This window comes from Spiroplasma citri (genome assembly GCF_001886855.1).
Classification (GTDB): domain Bacteria; phylum Bacillota_I; class Bacilli_A; order Mycoplasmatales; family Mycoplasmataceae; genus Spiroplasma; species Spiroplasma citri.
In genome coordinates, this window is sequence record NZ_CP013197.1 from 737,097 (window position 1) to 753,100 (window position 16,004).

17 protein-coding genes and 2 pseudogenes are annotated in these 16,004 nt (G+C 24.7%); 4 read left to right on the forward strand and 15 right to left on the reverse strand.

The genetic code is table 4. From position 1 onward, the window contains the following. Positions 1–11 precede the first annotated feature (11 nt). From SCITRI_RS04015 to SCITRI_RS04025, 3 genes are all read left to right on the forward strand, one after another. Positions 12–1,790 carry a 1-deoxy-D-xylulose-5-phosphate synthase gene (locus SCITRI_RS04015; protein ID WP_071937324.1) on the forward strand — a complete coding sequence of 593 codons (1,779 nt, stop codon included), beginning with the start codon at positions 12–14 and terminating at the stop codon, positions 1,788–1,790. Between the two features lie 66 nt (positions 1,791–1,856). Then, complete coding sequence (locus SCITRI_RS04020) at positions 1,857–2,951, forward strand: aminopeptidase P family protein (RefSeq protein ID WP_071937325.1); 1,095 nt, start codon at positions 1,857–1,859, stop codon at positions 2,949–2,951. 4 nt (positions 2,952–2,955) lie between these two features. Next, positions 2,956–4,158 (forward strand): hypothetical protein, encoded by a 1,203-nt coding sequence (locus SCITRI_RS04025; RefSeq protein ID WP_071937326.1) that lies wholly within the window; start codon positions 2,956–2,958, stop codon positions 4,156–4,158. A gap of 381 nt (positions 4,159–4,539) precedes the next feature. Here the strand turns inward: SCITRI_RS04025 and SCITRI_RS04030 are convergent. Continuing rightward, a pseudogene (locus SCITRI_RS04030) lies at positions 4,540–5,511 on the reverse strand (IS30 family transposase). Positions 5,512–5,630: 119 nt separating this feature from the next. Between SCITRI_RS04030 and SCITRI_RS10545 the strand changes: the two are divergent. Then, positions 5,631–5,711, forward strand: coding sequence for a lipoprotein (locus tag SCITRI_RS10545; RefSeq protein ID WP_164024079.1), 81 nt, complete (start codon positions 5,631–5,633; stop codon positions 5,709–5,711). Positions 5,712–6,049: 338 nt separating this feature from the next. Here the strand turns inward: SCITRI_RS10545 and SCITRI_RS12440 are convergent. The 14 genes and pseudogenes from SCITRI_RS12440 to SCITRI_RS04100 all read right to left on the reverse strand — a co-directional run bounded on the left by SCITRI_RS12440 (position 6,050) and on the right by SCITRI_RS04100 (position 15,962). After that, positions 6,050–8,169: pseudogene (locus tag SCITRI_RS12440) on the reverse strand (spiroplasma phage ORF1-like family protein). An 11-nt stretch (positions 8,170–8,180) separates the two neighbouring features. Then, positions 8,181–8,417, reverse strand: a complete 237-nt coding sequence (locus SCITRI_RS04040) for a hypothetical protein (protein WP_015967964.1) — start codon at positions 8,415–8,417, stop codon at positions 8,181–8,183. Beyond that, the gene (locus tag SCITRI_RS04045) at positions 8,417–8,794 is read right to left on the reverse strand and encodes a hypothetical protein (protein ID WP_071937327.1); all 378 of its coding nucleotides are present in this window, start codon (positions 8,792–8,794) and stop codon (positions 8,417–8,419) included. The genes SCITRI_RS04040 and SCITRI_RS04045 overlap by 1 nt, the downstream gene beginning before the upstream one ends. After that, entirely contained in the window at positions 8,787–9,800 is a 1,014-nt protein-coding gene (locus SCITRI_RS04050; protein ID WP_071937328.1) for a hypothetical protein, read from the reverse strand. Before SCITRI_RS04050 ends, SCITRI_RS04045 begins: the two co-directional genes overlap by 8 nt. A 193-nt stretch (positions 9,801–9,993) precedes the next feature. Next, the gene (locus tag SCITRI_RS04055) at positions 9,994–10,197 is read right to left on the reverse strand and encodes a DUF2649 family protein (RefSeq protein ID WP_071937329.1); all 204 of its coding nucleotides are present in this window, start codon (positions 10,195–10,197) and stop codon (positions 9,994–9,996) included. Positions 10,198–10,349: 152 nt separating this feature from the next. Continuing rightward, positions 10,350–10,799 (reverse strand): DUF3627 domain-containing protein, encoded by a 450-nt coding sequence (locus tag SCITRI_RS04060; protein WP_071937330.1) that lies wholly within the window; start codon positions 10,797–10,799, stop codon positions 10,350–10,352. Further along, positions 10,783–11,142 carry a hypothetical protein gene (locus SCITRI_RS04065; protein WP_071937331.1) on the reverse strand — a complete coding sequence of 120 codons (360 nt, stop codon included), beginning with the start codon at positions 11,140–11,142 and terminating at the stop codon, positions 10,783–10,785. Before SCITRI_RS04065 ends, SCITRI_RS04060 begins: the two co-directional genes overlap by 17 nt. A 382-nt stretch (positions 11,143–11,524) precedes the next feature. Further along, positions 11,525–11,776, reverse strand: a complete 252-nt coding sequence (locus SCITRI_RS04070; RefSeq protein WP_071937332.1) for a hypothetical protein — start codon at positions 11,774–11,776, stop codon at positions 11,525–11,527. 33 nt (positions 11,777–11,809) lie between these two features. Continuing rightward, the gene (locus SCITRI_RS12445; RefSeq protein WP_237238263.1) at positions 11,810–11,926 is read right to left on the reverse strand and encodes a hypothetical protein; all 117 of its coding nucleotides are present in this window, start codon (positions 11,924–11,926) and stop codon (positions 11,810–11,812) included. A 103-nt stretch (positions 11,927–12,029) separates the two neighbouring features. Then, complete coding sequence (locus SCITRI_RS04080; RefSeq protein ID WP_071937333.1) at positions 12,030–12,857, reverse strand: hypothetical protein; 828 nt, start codon at positions 12,855–12,857, stop codon at positions 12,030–12,032. Positions 12,858–12,860: 3 nt separating this feature from the next. Further along, a complete protein-coding gene (locus SCITRI_RS04085; protein ID WP_071937334.1) occupies positions 12,861–14,255 on the reverse strand; it encodes a hypothetical protein in 1,395 nt (464 codons plus the stop codon). Continuing rightward, on the reverse strand, positions 14,248–14,466 hold the full coding sequence (locus SCITRI_RS04090; RefSeq protein WP_071937335.1) for a hypothetical protein: 219 nt from the start codon (positions 14,464–14,466) through the stop codon (positions 14,248–14,250). The genes SCITRI_RS04085 and SCITRI_RS04090 overlap by 8 nt, the downstream gene beginning before the upstream one ends. Next, the gene (locus SCITRI_RS04095; RefSeq protein WP_071937336.1) at positions 14,444–14,947 is read right to left on the reverse strand and encodes a hypothetical protein; all 504 of its coding nucleotides are present in this window, start codon (positions 14,945–14,947) and stop codon (positions 14,444–14,446) included. Before SCITRI_RS04095 ends, SCITRI_RS04090 begins: the two co-directional genes overlap by 23 nt. Before the next feature lie 31 nt (positions 14,948–14,978). Continuing rightward, positions 14,979–15,962 (reverse strand): IS30 family transposase, encoded by a 984-nt coding sequence (locus tag SCITRI_RS04100; protein ID WP_071937337.1) that lies wholly within the window; start codon positions 15,960–15,962, stop codon positions 14,979–14,981. Positions 15,963–16,004: the final 42 nt, after the last annotated feature.

The window sequence follows — 16,004 nt, forward strand, 5'->3', positions numbered from 1 at the left end:
GGGGTTAAAAAATGAAATTACAAGATTATCAGAATCATACTGATTTAAAAAAATTAAAAACAAAAGCTTTAATTGAATTAGCAGCGGATGTTCGTTGTCTTATTATTGAAACAGTTACTAAAAATGGGGGGCATTTAGCTAGCAATTTAGGAACAGTTGAATTAACAATTAGTTTATTAAAAACTTTTGACATTGACAATAATGATTTGATTATTTTTGATACTGGTCATCAAACTTATGCTTATAAAATTTTAACTGATCGTAAAACACATTTTTCAACAATTCGCTTAGCAGATGGTTTAACTGCTTTTCAGCATATTAACGAAAGTAAATATGATCATCTTTCTAACGGTCATGCGGGAACGGGGTTATCAACCGCAATTGCTTATAGTTATAATCAAAAATATAATAATATTATTTGTGTCATTGGTGATGCAGCATTTACTAATGGTTTAACTTTAGAGGCTTTAACTTATTTAGGAACAATTTCTAATAAAATTATTGTTATTTTAAATGATAATGGCATGAGTATTTCCAAAAATGTTAATGTTTTACATACAACAGTTAGTAAAGTTCGAACTGGATGACTATATCGTAGTGCTAGTAAAGTTGCAAAAGTTTTACGATATATTCCACCATTAACATTATTATGGTTGGGGCATTTATTAATTGAGAAAATTATTCGTAGTTTTGCAATTCCAGGGTTATTTGCTGGTTTTAATTTAGATTATATTGGGGCAGTTGATGGTCATAATTTTCGTAAATTAGCAAAAAGTCTTCGCCAAGCAAAAAAACGAAATGCAAGTGTAGTTCTTCATCTTAAAACAAAAAAAGGCTATGGTTATGGATTAAGCCAAGCAGAACAAGAGAAATATCATTCGTATAGTTTAACTGATAATAAACATAATGAATGAAGTTATTATGTTGCAAAAACTATTGAAAAAATATTTCAAACAGCAACAGAAAAATTTTATTTTATTTCTGCTGCAATGCAAGCATCAGTTCATTTAGAAGAATTTATGTTGCAAAATCCGCAATATTTTTTTGATGTTGGGTTAGCGGAAGAACATGCTGTTACATTAGCTGCTGGGTTTGCCTTAGACCATCAAAAAGTAATTGTGAATATGTATGCTAGTTTTTTACAGCGAACTTATGATCAAATTTTACATGATGTTGTTCGTAACCATTTACCAGTTGTTTTTTTAATTGACCGAGCTAGTTTAGCACTTGCGGATGGCGATAGTCACCATGGAATTTATGATATTGGTTTTTTAAATAGTATGGGTGATTTACCAATTATTAGCCAACCCGCAACTAGTAGTGAGTTTGATCAGTTATTAAAGTTAGCTTTAATAAATAAAAAAAATCCCTTCTTTATTCGGTATCCAAAAGGTGGAATTACTCAACAAGTTTTGTCAGTACCGTTTTCAGTTGGACAGTGAGAATATGTTATTAAAAATCCTAAAGCACGAATTTTATTAATAACATATGGCAATAATGTAATTAAAACAAAAACAGTTATTACAAAATTAGATACAAAAAAAATTAATGTTATTAATGCTCGTTTTATTAATCCAGTTGATAAAGAAATGTTAAAACAAATTAACACAGAAAAATACCAACAAATTATTATTTTTGAAGAAGTTATTAAAGAAACTGGTTTATATGCAAAGATTATTGATTTTTTAATTAATCATAATGCAACAATTTCACATTATGGTTATGAAAATGGTTTAATTAAAAAAGATGTAAATAATCTTGAAGAAATTTTAAGAAACTTAATTAATTAAGAAATATCCTTGTATTATCAAATAATAAGAGTTAAATTTATATAGAGGAAAAGGAGAATAATACTAATGGAATATGTTAAAGTAAAATTAGATAAAAAAGTAAAATTAGAGCAGTATTTAGAAAAATATCAAGTTGATGGAATTTTATTTCATTCAACCGTTAATCGGTTTTGATTATCTGAATTTGCTTCTTCTGAAGGATATTTGTTATTTACAAAAACTGAATCAATCTTGTATTTAGATGGACGTTATATTACTGCTGGTAAAAAGCAAGCAAGAAATGTTACACGTGTCGTTGAAATGGCAACGAATCATCCGGGTGGTTTTTTTGGAATGTTACAAAGTGATTTTCTTAAAAACAATGTCAAAATTTTAGCTTTTGAAAGTGATTACTTAACATATTTGACTTATCAAACTTTAACAACGAATATATCATCAGTCGCTTTAAAACCAGTTGATTTTTCAGAATTACGAGCAATTAAAACAAATGCTGAAATTGAGGCTTTAAAACAAGCGTGTGCAATTGGTGATATTGCCATTAATAATGTTATTAAAAAAATTAAAGTTGGAATGACAGAACGTCAAGTTGAACAAATTATTATTAATAGTTTTATTGAGGCTGGGGCTGATAAACCTAGTTTTGATACAATTATTGCTTCTGGGTGACGAGGAGCATTACCACACGGACGTGCAACTGATAAAATAATTGCGAATAATGAATTAATTACAATTGACTTTGGTTGTATTTATAATGGGTATTGTTCTGATACAACACGAACAATTGGGTTAGGAACGCCATCATCTAAAATGTTAGAAATTTATGATATTGTTTATGAAGCACAAAGTTTAGGAATGCAAGCAATTAAACCAGGCGTTACGACAGCAATGATTGATAAAATTTGTCGTGATTATATTATAAGTAAAGGTTATGGCGAATATTTCACACATTCAACAGGCCATGGAGTTGGCATTGAAATACATGAATTTCCTCGCGTGTCACCATTTTGTGATGTTTTATTAGAACCAGGAATGGTTATTACTGTTGAACCAGGGATTTATATTCCTGATTTAGGCGGTGTTCGAATTGAAGATGATATTTTAGTCACCGAAAATGGGTTTCATCTTTTAACAGAAGCAAAACGTGAATTAATTTTAATTTAAGCTAATGAAAACAAAATTAACAAAAACACAAATTTTTATTCTTATCTTTTTTATTTTCATGCTTTTGTTTCTATTCTTATCATTATTACTAATTATTATTGCTGGTAAAGAAATTTATTATATTCTTTCTAATAATCATCAATTAGGCTTAGTTGGTAATAGTGGTTTTGGTGTTGAGAAAGGTGTTCAAAATTTTCCATATGTTTTTTTTATCATAGAATATGGCTTTAATTTTATTTTTACAATGCAAATTAAAAATTCTGCTGGTGAAGTTTTTGCCTCAAATGTTATTCTTTTATATCAAATTGGTTATTTTTTCTTAGTAATAATGATTCCAATTTGTGCCTTAGGTTTTTTTATTACTATTTTAGTTTTTTTATTAAAACAAAAAAAACCAACATTAAAATCAGAAAATTCATCAGATAATAATGATGAACAGTTATTGGGTGATTTAAAAACAAATATGAATCAAATTCAAGAATATTTAATTAAATTGCATAAAGATGTTAAAACATTAAAAAAAATTACTGGAATAATTACTTCAAAATCAGTTATACCAAATTCAACTCAAGTTAATGATAACCCAGTTGATTATCAAAGCCAAGATTTGGATCTTATTCAAGCAAAGCAAACATCACGGCAACAAAATTCAAAAATTATTAATCAAGATGAATTAGAACAAACAATTAGTGGAATTGAACGCCCGAAAAGTTTAGTTAATCCAACAAAATATATTATGCCAAAACGTGATGAAAATTTTGTTAATAATTTTCCAACGCAACAATTTTTATCAACAGAAATGTTATCTGAGTCAAAAAATGAAAAGAAACTTTCATTAAGTGCAATTTTTGATCGAAAAAAAATTCAAACCGAATTAGAACAAGATAAAATTGAAGTTGAAGAGCAAATTAATAATGAAGAAATTAATACTTTTTCGTTACAATTTAATGATCCAACGATAATAGAAAATCAAACATTTCATGAAAAGGTTGGATTTAATTTAAATAATTTTGATTATACAGCTGATGAACACAATAATTCTATTGAAATTAAGTCTATTTATCAAGTTGGCGATCGAATTATTGATAATGCAATTGAGTATGAAATTATCTTAGTTGTTCCTCATCAACAAAATGATACTGTAATGTATGAATTAACTTTAAAATCAACAGAAGATGGAACAATTAAATCTCTTATGAGAGAATAATTTAAAAATATTTTTTACTAAGCAATTAAGATGTTAAAAACAAACAATATTTAACAATTATTTACGATTCGATAAAATAAATTAAAAACAATTCATCTCGAATTGTTTTTAATAAATTAGATTATATGTTACTATTTTTATTAAATGTTAAACTTGTAATTGTACAGTTGGTCTCATTTTTAATTTGTGTCAAATTATTAAATTTTATACAATGAATTATGTAAAATGAAGTGCAACAAATCTTTATTAATTAAATAATATAATAAAAATTACAAAAATCAACCATAAATTTAAAAAAATTAAAAATACTTTAATTTTTCTTTTATTTTACACACATTTAAACACACTAAAAAACAATTTATTAAATTTTAATTAATAAATTTATTTAATATTCTGTAAAAATACTTCTTTTGCACTTATTCAAGTTAAACACGGTCGGAGTTTATCATTTATAACATTAACTACTCAATCTATTTGTTTTTGACTAACTTTATTAAAATCAGTTCCCTTAGGAAATCAATGTCTTAATTCACTATTCATATATTCAATTAAAGGTTTTTGTTGTGGTGAACCAGAATCACAAAAATATACTTGTGTTTCAGCAAATATTTCCATTTCTCTTCATTTACTAAATTCTTTCCCTCTATCTGTTATTATTCCTTTTATTTTTCCAATTAAATTATTTTTTATAATAATATCTTTAAACTTTTTCTCAACTTCCCTAGCAGTATGATTTTCTAATTTTATTGCAAAATATTTTTTACTTAATTGTTCTACTAAAACTAAAATAGCAGATTTATGGTCTTTACCAACCACTGTATCCATTTCAAGTCATCCAACATTAGAAACTTTATTATCAATATCTCAAATTGACTTAAAATCAGTTAATTTACCACGATTATCAGATTTTCCTTTTCTTTTGTATTTTTTACCATGGTGTCGTAAATTCTGTTTTAAAAAACCATAAAAACCTAAACGAATTCATTTATACAATGTTTTAACACAAACGGGAAATTTAACTTTAAATTTTAAAAAATAACAATAAATAAGTTCTGATGGTGAATCATGATAAACATTAAATCTCAGATGAATAAAATTTAATTGTTCTTCTGTAAACTTAAATCTTTTATTATTCTTTTTTCTTTTCTCATAATACATTTTATCTTACTTATAAGCACTATATTCATCAATAGTTTTAAATCTCTTAATTTCTCGTAAAATAGTACTACGATGTCTATTCAAAAATTTAGCGATTGCAGAAATATTCTGTTTACCATTCTTTTTTAAAAACATTCTTGATAATAATAATTGTTCTAATTTAACTTTATCTATAAAACTCAAATGACTATACATAACACTTATATACCTTTCATTAACTTATAAAATTAATATTTAATACAAAATAATTGATATATAATTGATATATGAAATAATATTAATTATATATAAAACAATAAAAGGAGACAATCTAAATGAAAAAATGACTTAGCATAATAGGAGCAATCGGATTAACCGCAACAAGCACAACAACACTAATAAGTTGTAAAAAATAAAATAATAATAAAAACGAAGAAGATAATAAACCAGAACTACCAGATAATCAACAACAACATAATCCACAAAAACCACCAAAAGGTAGTAATTGAAAATTAATTAATGGTTTTGTTAATGAAAAAAATAATGATAATAAAAATTATATTGGAATTATTAAAATTGAAAATGGTTTTATAATTATAAAATGAATTGGAAAATATATAGATTATAAATATCAATATATTAACATTTATCGTTGAGATGGCGTTGGTGAACCAACATTACCTCAAATAGATAAAAATACCGGTGAAATTAATGACTGAAAAGAACAAAAAGGAACTGAATAACAGTTCCTTTTTTATATTATTAATCGCACAAATTTCATAAAAATAATTAATAAAAAGATATTTGTTATTGCACTATACAACGCTGGATTAAATTTTCATACCTCAAATATTTGACTAAAAAAACTATATACTGTTTCAAAAACCTTACCAACACCACTCGCTAATTCATTAACTTGTTTAACTACCGGAATAGTATTAACAATTCAAATCACCGCACTTCTAATATGAGCACCAAAATCTCATCAACCATCTGGCATTACATATTGCACTTGTCATCATTGTTTATCAGGAAACAACCCACCATTATTAATTTCTTGTCAATTATAAATCCCAAAATTAAAATCATAATATCGGTACATATCATTCTCTTTTTGTGCTTGCAATTCAAAAACATTATAACCGATTTTTTGTTTTTCAATTTTTTTATAATTTAAACCATATTTATCTTTTAAAGCATCTTCAAAAACATAACCCGAATTTGAATTAATATTATAATTATTAGCAACCGAAAAATCATAATTAAAAACACTACCATAATTATTAATCGTATAAAACCGATTTTTAAATGCTGAATATAATTTAATATCTAATTGCTTATATTTATCAGAAAAATAAAAATATCGTGGGTAAATTTTAAAACCATTATTTACTAACAAACCATATTTTTTATTATAACCTTGAACATAAGTATTATTTTCTAAATCAAAAATCGTACGTAAATAATTAGTATAAAATTTCTGTGAAATCTTAAACATACTATTTAATAATTTATCAAATTGTAATTTATCGTTAATATTTTCACTCAACAAAATATTATTAAAATTTTGTAATTTCAACGCAAAAAAGTTAACTAAAACAGTATCATATTGTAAATTATCAATATATCCATTTTCAATAAACGAACTACGATTTTGAAACACTGGCACCAATGCACTTGCAAAAAACGACTGTAAAAACTTAGATAAATCAAACTGACCGCTAAACTGTTGATAATACTTTAAATCTTTACTATTTAATGATGAATAAATTGAACCATTAAAATTAAAAACTTCACCCATTCCCATTCGCATAAAACTAAAATTAAAACTTAAATCATCATTATTAATATTATTTAACTCTAAACTACCAGAAATAATTAAATTTGCTTCATCAACAGTCAAAATCATCCGATAAATTGCTTTTTTAATATTTTTAACATCCAATTCATCAACCGTCTCAAAATCAAAAATTATCCGCTTTGTACCAACCTTATTCGGATTTTCATAATCCGCACTACCACCTTGCTGAACCCTAGTATTTTCTAGCAAAACAGAATATAAAGATAAACTAATAAATTCTTTTACGCGAGTTTGTTGATAACTATTCTTCGGCAATATAACTTCACCAGTATTTTCATTTATTGTTGGTGTTTGTGGTTGACCCTTACCATCTTAACGATAAACTTTATCATAATAATATGAATAAAATTCTTTGTTACCATTTCATTTTATAATATTTCATTTATTATTTTTTTTTGAAAATACCTATATATCATTTTTTAGTATTTCCTTCTCCTAAAACACTTAAAACTTCTTTTCAATAATTTTCGTTTAACTTAACTCTTGGATAATGATTTTCCTTATAGCGGTCAACATTGTCAACAATTTTTTTAGATACATCATACATCTTATATTTAACTGCAAAAGCATAAATAAAATCAGTTAAATCATCCAAAAAATTCTCCTTTTTAACATCATAAAATTTTTCAACCATATACTGATTTTTTAAACTATGTCATTGTTGATAATAATTTAAAAATGTTTCACTAGGTTTATCATAAACAACTCCCGTAGAATAACTATCTTGTAAAAAATCCAAATACCATTTATCATTAAATTATAATTTTTTTGATGTTTTTAAAGTTGGATTAATAAAATAATTTGTCTCCGACCAATTTTCAAAAAAACTACTGCGTAAAAACATTGTATTAATAAAATCAGTTTCATTAATACCTTTACCAGTAATTATTCTCTTGTTTAAGCGTATAATGCTCCTCATTTAAGGGTCTAAACGCCGTTAAAGTAATAAATGGAATAACCAAACCCAAAAAACTTAAAATAAATATGGCAAATAAAGATAACGATTTTTTCATAAACTTAACTCCTAACTATACAATGTTTTTGAAACAATAAACCCAACAATATATAAACTTGATATCGTTAACATTAACGGATGACTAAACAAAACTGCCATTCTGCCAAATAATCAAATCAACCAAGTATCAGAATTATATAAATCCATAATAATATTTTTTGCTGATGTAAATTGATTAATAATAACAGTAATAAAACCAGTTCCAAATATCGCAATTGCCGCCACCAATAAAACTAATTTAATCATTACTTAACACCTCTTTTAAATTTTGCTTGTTGTCTAACATTTTGACGCTTAATTTCTCGTTTAACTTGCTGCTTATTACTATTTTGATAAACATTTTTACCAACATTAATACCTTTTCGTACAGTTGACGAATATACTTGCGAAACACCATTATTAACTGTCGAACCTAAATTATTATATTGTGTTGATGTGCCGTGAATTGCATAAATCGATAACTTAATAACCATAAAAAAGATTAAAAAATAAGCAATTGACGTATTTGTCATCGGTAATTTTGTATTTCAAATTACATCAAAAATAAACAAAAATATATCAAAAACAAAACTAAAAATCTTGTCTCAATTACTATTATTATTTTCAACTAATAAATTAATCATCTTTACTATTTCCTTTCTCTTTTTTAGGTTTTAAATTCTTTTTCAAAATATCAATATCAAATAACTCCAATCGTTCTTTAACGCTTAATTTTGTGATTTCTGACCAATAATATTCTTTTTTATTAACAATTTCATCATTCTTTAAATCACGCACAAACTTTAACCATTGACTATCATACTTATTAGCGAATTCAAGGGGAATTATTATTTTAAAAAACCGAATTCCTAACCCAATATCCGACTTATGTTTTACTCTTTTACCTTCTGCTGTTCGTTCTACTGATTTTGTTTTTCAAATTTCATAATCCGTTATATCTTGAAAAATACCAATTCGCATAATAAAGAAACGATTAAAAAAATTAAACCCTTTCTTAATAACTGGTTTTTTCAATGAAATTGGAATAATAATTCCACTTGCTAACTGGCGAATATTATTTCAAATCATACCCTCACGCTGAGCAGTAAACAACGCACGATGTCCAAAATGTCTCGCTAAAACAATTCACGGTATTTTACCACTATGAACTTTTTTTTCATCGTGAGGACTAGTTCCGTCAATATATAAATAACTTTCATCAAATAAAATAACACTATCATCTAGGGGAACGGGTTTTGTTCTATCAGTAAAATCTAAATTTTTAAATGTTAAAACTTTAACCTTATCATCTTTTAACGGATAATTACTATAAATTTCATCTGTCAATAATTTCATAGTTTGCGACAAATAAGTTAAAAGTAATGTTTTACCAGTTCCTAACTTACCAATAATTACCGATAACGGATTATCTCAAACAAAATTTACTAACCCAAAAGAATTTAACTGATAAAAAATATTTTTTCACAATCATCACACAAAATAAACACACTGCAAAGCAAATAATATTCAAAATACTAAACCAACACAATACAAAGAAATTATCCAAAGTAATAAATCAATTAAACTAAACAAAAGCATTGAACCACTAATATAACAATAGTTTTTAAAGAAAAATATAAATTTTTTCATTTTACCTCCAATAGTTATTTATAATTAAACTAGTATTATTATGGTTTTCTCTCCACACAAATCAAAAAGAAATATTTTTTACAACATTATTTATATTAATAAATACTGCATTCGTAATGAAAATATATATTATATTCAAAAAAAATTTTAAAATTTTGTGGGCAGAGAAAACCATAATAATAACAAAATTTAATTATTTAAAATAACTAACTATTTTAAAAACCATTCACAAGAAAAACCAAGTTAAAAACAAAATCACAACTCAAACACCAACCATCAAAGTTAAATATTCATTTTGCGTTAAATTCCACATTGTAATACTTTCAACATTCGTTTTATCGATAAACAAAAATATATGAATAAAAAACTCTTTTAATTTAATTAAATCATTTTGCATTTTTAAAAACTCCATATTTTTTGAATAAGTTTAAAAAACATTCCAAAAAATAAAACAACAAATAACACAAAAGATATAACATATAAAAACTCAGGGGCATTTGCACCAATAATATAACTAACAAATTGAACTCAATAATCATATAAACTCATTTAATTTAAGTCTTTCAAATCATTAATTAATTCTTGTTCTTTTTCAACACTTCAATTTGTTAAATTATTATTGTTATTATTTGTTTTTACTTTTTTAGGTTCACTTGAAAATAAAGCTTTTTTCATTTTAGTAAAATAATTTTGTTTATATTGATTATATAAATTGATTAATTCTGTTCCAGTTAAATATTTTCAAATATTTCGCTTTAAATTTTCATCATATTTTACAATAGGGTAAGAATTATCATAAATCAAACCGATTGCTACTTGTTCCAAATGTTTTTCACTCGGATAAATAAACTTATTACTCAATCAAAAACCAATATGACGATTATGATTAGGTAAATTAATAAAACTTGCTTTTTCTGTTGTAAAAGGGATAAATTCCTTACTAATAAAATAATTTTCTACATTCTGATTTTTCTTAACAAAATTACTCAATTTTATCATCTCCTCGTCTTACTGGTCTTAACATTGTGCCTTTTCCTAATCCTCCAATTTTATTTTCTAACGGTAACATTTTTTTCTTTAACAACATAACTTTATATTCTTTAATTTCGCATATATGACATTGAATTATAAAAAATAAAAGAATAAATATTAAAAATAAAAATAAAGAAAAAAGTAAAATACCAACAATTATTTCTCTATTTGAAAACAAAACAAGACCTACAATAATTTCAATAAGAACAATGAAAAATTGAAAATAAACAAAACCAAAAACAAAATTCCTAATAATAAAATCTCTCTTTAATTTTTTACATTCCTTAGTTGTTTTAAATTTTATATCCATAAGATAATCTCCTAACTAAATATTTGTTTAATAAACAATGTTATAAATAATGTTTATATAATGTTTTTTAATTGTAATAAACACTGATTATTAACAATGTTATACATAATGCTAATATATTGTTTATTTAATGTTTAATAAACAATGTTAATAAACAATGTTAAATATAAAAATAATAAAAATTGGCACACTGAAAATAACTATTAAGAACTTTAATAGTAAATATAATAAGTTCATTTTTCTATTTAATAAATTCATTTTTTACAAATGTGATAGCATCTATTTTTTGATTATCATGAATGGTATCACCAATTCAAAAAATTATTTCACTAAAAATTCCTAGTGTGCCTTAACTAAGATATATAATCGATTATAATAAATATTAAAATCCTTTAACCATAACACGGAAAAAGTTTAAAATTTTAATAATACAAAATATAGCAAATGGAATTAATATAATTCACGCTTCACCTAAGAAAATCATTATCTCAGGTAAAATATTTGTTATACATTCTTTAACTTTTCATAATGCACTAGTCAAACCCGTTCAAATACCAGTCATACCCTCAGACATAGTTTTAGGTGTAGGTGCTGTTAAAAAATTAAACGCTGTTGTTAAATACATACCTAACATTATTTATTACTCTCCTTTCTTTCAATTTCTTTTTTATCTTTTTTTCTTTCCTCGAATTTGTTTAATTTTTTGGTAAATTAATAAACCAAAATAAAGAAAAATTGCTAATACAATAACAACACTAAATATTGTCGTTAATCAAGTTGGCATAATACATCTCCTCTCTAAAAATATTGCGACACGCTTCGCGTGTTCGCTACGCTCAAAATAAACTATATTGAATAAATTACCGCTAATAAATTACGCGGATAATTTATTCATTTTCTTTTACATTATTAATTACTATCTTATTTACAGTATTAATAACAATATCTTTTCCATACTTAGTTACTAAGGACCGCAAAATAAAATAATGTTTCTTTTCAATAAAAAATCAACTCCTTTCAGAATTGATTTGTTGCACTTCGATTACACGATGCCTTTCTGCATCTTCATCTAAAATTAATAAAGTATATTGTCTTTCAGTTGATTGTTGAGTAAATACTTGTTCAAATTTGGCTTCACCAAATTGAATTGAACTTCTATCATCAATCATATAAGCATCTCAATATTTACCAACTTTAACTTCTTTTGTATAAAAATTATCTGCTTTATTATCATTATTTATAAAATAACTTAATTTATATTGTTTTAAGTATTCTAACATTTTATTAATATCATAAATATTTTCACCATCAATTAATTTTCAATAGTTATTTTCATTTTCATCTTTTAATTTTATTGCAAAAGGTGTTTCATTATTGGCTCATATCGTTGAATTAATAGGTTGATTTTTAAAATCATCAATAGTTAAGATATTAATTTCTTCACCTTTATATTTTTGTACTATTTTTAAACTACCTTGTCATTGAGCAATTGTACTTTCCATATTATCAAATATGCGGGTATAACTACCATAATCACTTGGTTTAGCATTATTAGGTTTTCATCCCGTTTCTGTATCAGGAATATATGAACTATAAACATTAAAAGGAAATACCATTCAATGGCGATTATTTCTGATGTCTTCTCTTATATCCATTAAAGTATCGTGGGCTTGTGCTCTTAATTCATTCATAGCACCTGGGCTAATTCTACTCATTTATTAATCCTCCTTTATTTCTGTTCTACCTTGGATAGCATTTTGATTATTACCAGTTTCATCATATTCCATTAATTTATTATTATGTTCTATTTCTTTAGATTGCATTTTATCTTGTCATGCTTCTACTTTTTCAAAATACTTTGCTGCCTCTAATCCATCAACATCATCATATTCAGTTATTGCTCTTTCTGGTTCCATTGTTTTATTTTCTAATCTAGCAGTAATTAATTCATTTTGTCGCATTTGATCTACTAAACTAGCACTAATAAATTTAAAACTATATGGTCTTTCACCACTACCATCTCATAAACCATAATATTTTAAAACAGTATCAAACATTTTAGTATAATATTGCATACGATATGATTGTAAATATGCTTGTTTTTCTAAATCTTTTGTTTTAGTTAATAATGATTGTGTTTTATTTTGTTCACTATCTGATTTATCACCAAAAGGACTAGAAAAATGACATGCTACATATACTTGTTCAATAATTGATTTTTGATCTTGTGTATATGTTTCTAAGATTGGTGTACCTTGTACTACTTGTAAAGATTGAGATAATTGACCATCAACTGCTGATTGACCTGATTGAATAAAAATATCATCAAAAGCATCTTGTAATACTTTTTTATTACCTTTGTTATAAGCAGTCATTAAATCATCATCTAATATTCCATATCAATGCGTACGATTTGCTCATCTTTCTTTTGATTTAATATTAAAACTATCTTCTAAATCAAATTGTAATTTATAACAATTTGCCATTGTAGGTCATGGATTTAAAGTTGTTGATGTTGATAAGAATAATGGATTAGGTTCATTTATCATTTCTCAAAAAGGTACTATACCTAATTTATTTTTAAATTCTTGTACTAAAACAGGTTTAACATCATCTTTAATTTGTGTTTTACTTTGTCCAACAACTACTTCATTATTTTTAGGTCAACCTTTAATAACTATTTTATCTTTGGTACAAATTAAATTTAAAATAAAACCACTATCACTTTGATGATAATTTAATCAAATATCAGCACCTTGTTCAATTTCATTTATTTTACTTACTCGTGATGTAAAGTTAAATGGGTTAATTCATAAATCAATATTGCCATCTGATGTTTCTAACAAACCAAAAATAGTTTTACCCATTAAACTTGCTGTTAATTCATTTTTATCTAATTTTTCTTTAATTTTATAAGTTTCATATCATCAATTTAATTTATTTAAGATATCTTCTCTATGAGAATTAAATAATATATTTTTACCATTTACTAATCGCATTTGATGGCGAGCAATAATATTTGCTAAATTAATTGTTCAATCATAATTATAATATTTTAAAACACTATTAATATCATTTAAGTTTGGTAAAGTTGGATAGGTATTATTATTCATTGTTATTTTGCTCCTTTAATTTTAAAATAAGTGCATAATTAATTATATTTACAGTTAATAAACTAGGTTCATTTGACAAAACTTTTACACATACTTTAACTTTTTGATATTTTTTAATATATTCGTTATATAAACTTAATTTACATATTGCGATGTTATCTTTTTTTAATTCTTTACAAAGTCTTTTTTTAACTTGCCCACAAACTGCCATATAAGGTCTTTTTGCATTTATTACACGCTCATCATGTATTACATAAACATCTTTTTTCATTAAGTCATTCACTCCCTTTGTTGTCATAATTTATAATCTGCTGAACTATTACCTTTGGTTGAAATAAAAATGTAGCATTACCCGTATTAATAATTTTATTTGTCATTTCAAACTTACCATATTTAATTCAACTAGATTGAATATTAACTCATTCTTTTGAATCTTGATATTGCTCATTAAATAAATTTTTCCCTTGTTCTAAACTTCTTTTTTCTATTTTATCTAATAAAGAATTAATTTCTTGTTTTGTTGCCTTTTTTAAATATTGTAAAATGTTCCTTGGATCTGTTCAATTATATAATTTTTTAAATTGAGAAGTTTCTTTTTTAATAATGCCATATTTTTTTAAACCATCTTTTAATAATTCACCAATTTTAGTATCTTGTAAAGCAGCAGTTAATAATCTAATTAATTTTAACATTAAACAATTTATTAAATTTTAATTAATAAATTTACTTAATATTTTGTAAAAACATTTCTTTTGCACTTATTCAATTTAAACATGGTCGGAGTTTATCATTTATAACATTAACTACTCAATCTATTCTTTTCTGATTAACATTATTAAAATCAGTGTCCTTAGGAAAGCGTTTTCTAAATTCACGGTTAATTCTTTCAATTAAGGGTTTTTGTTTTGGTGAACCAGGGTCACAATAATAAACATTAGAACCAGTAATCTTTTCCATCTCTTCAAATTTACTAAATTCTTTTCCGCGATCTGTTATTATTCCTTTAATTTTTCCAACTAAACCATTAATTCTAACTAATTCTTCAAGTTTTTCTAAAACTTCATTAGCAGTATGATTTTCTAATTTCATAGCAAAGTATTTTTTACTTGATTGTTCTACTAAAACTAAAACAGCAGATTTATGGTCTTTTCCAATAACTGTATCCGCTTCAAGTCATCCAACATTAGATTCTTTATTTTCAATATCTCATATTGATTTAAATCTTTCATCTAATTTGCCACGATTATCAGGTCTTTTCTTTGTTCTATTTTTTCTACCACCATTTAATAAATTTTTCTTTAACAAACCCAAAAGACCTAAAAAAATTCATTTATAAAATGTTTTAACACAAGCGGGAAATTTGATACCAAACTTTATTAAAAATCGTTGAATAATTTCTGCTGGTGAATCATGATAAACATTAAATCTCAGATGAATAAAATTTAATTGTTCTTTTGTAAATGTAGGTAGTTTTTTAATACATTTTTTACGCTTTTTATAATAATCTTTTTGTGCTTCTATTGCTGTATAATCTTCTATATTTTTAAATCTTTTAATTTCTCTTTTAACAGTATTCACACTGCGATTTGTTTGTCTTGCAATTTCAGATAAATTAAGTGTACCATTTTTCTTTTTACAACTATCAGATAAAAATAAATCCTTAAATAAATTTCGTTCATCATATTTTAGATGTGTATAATCTTTCATATATTCTGTCTCCAATCTTTTTAAAATTATTTATACACTATT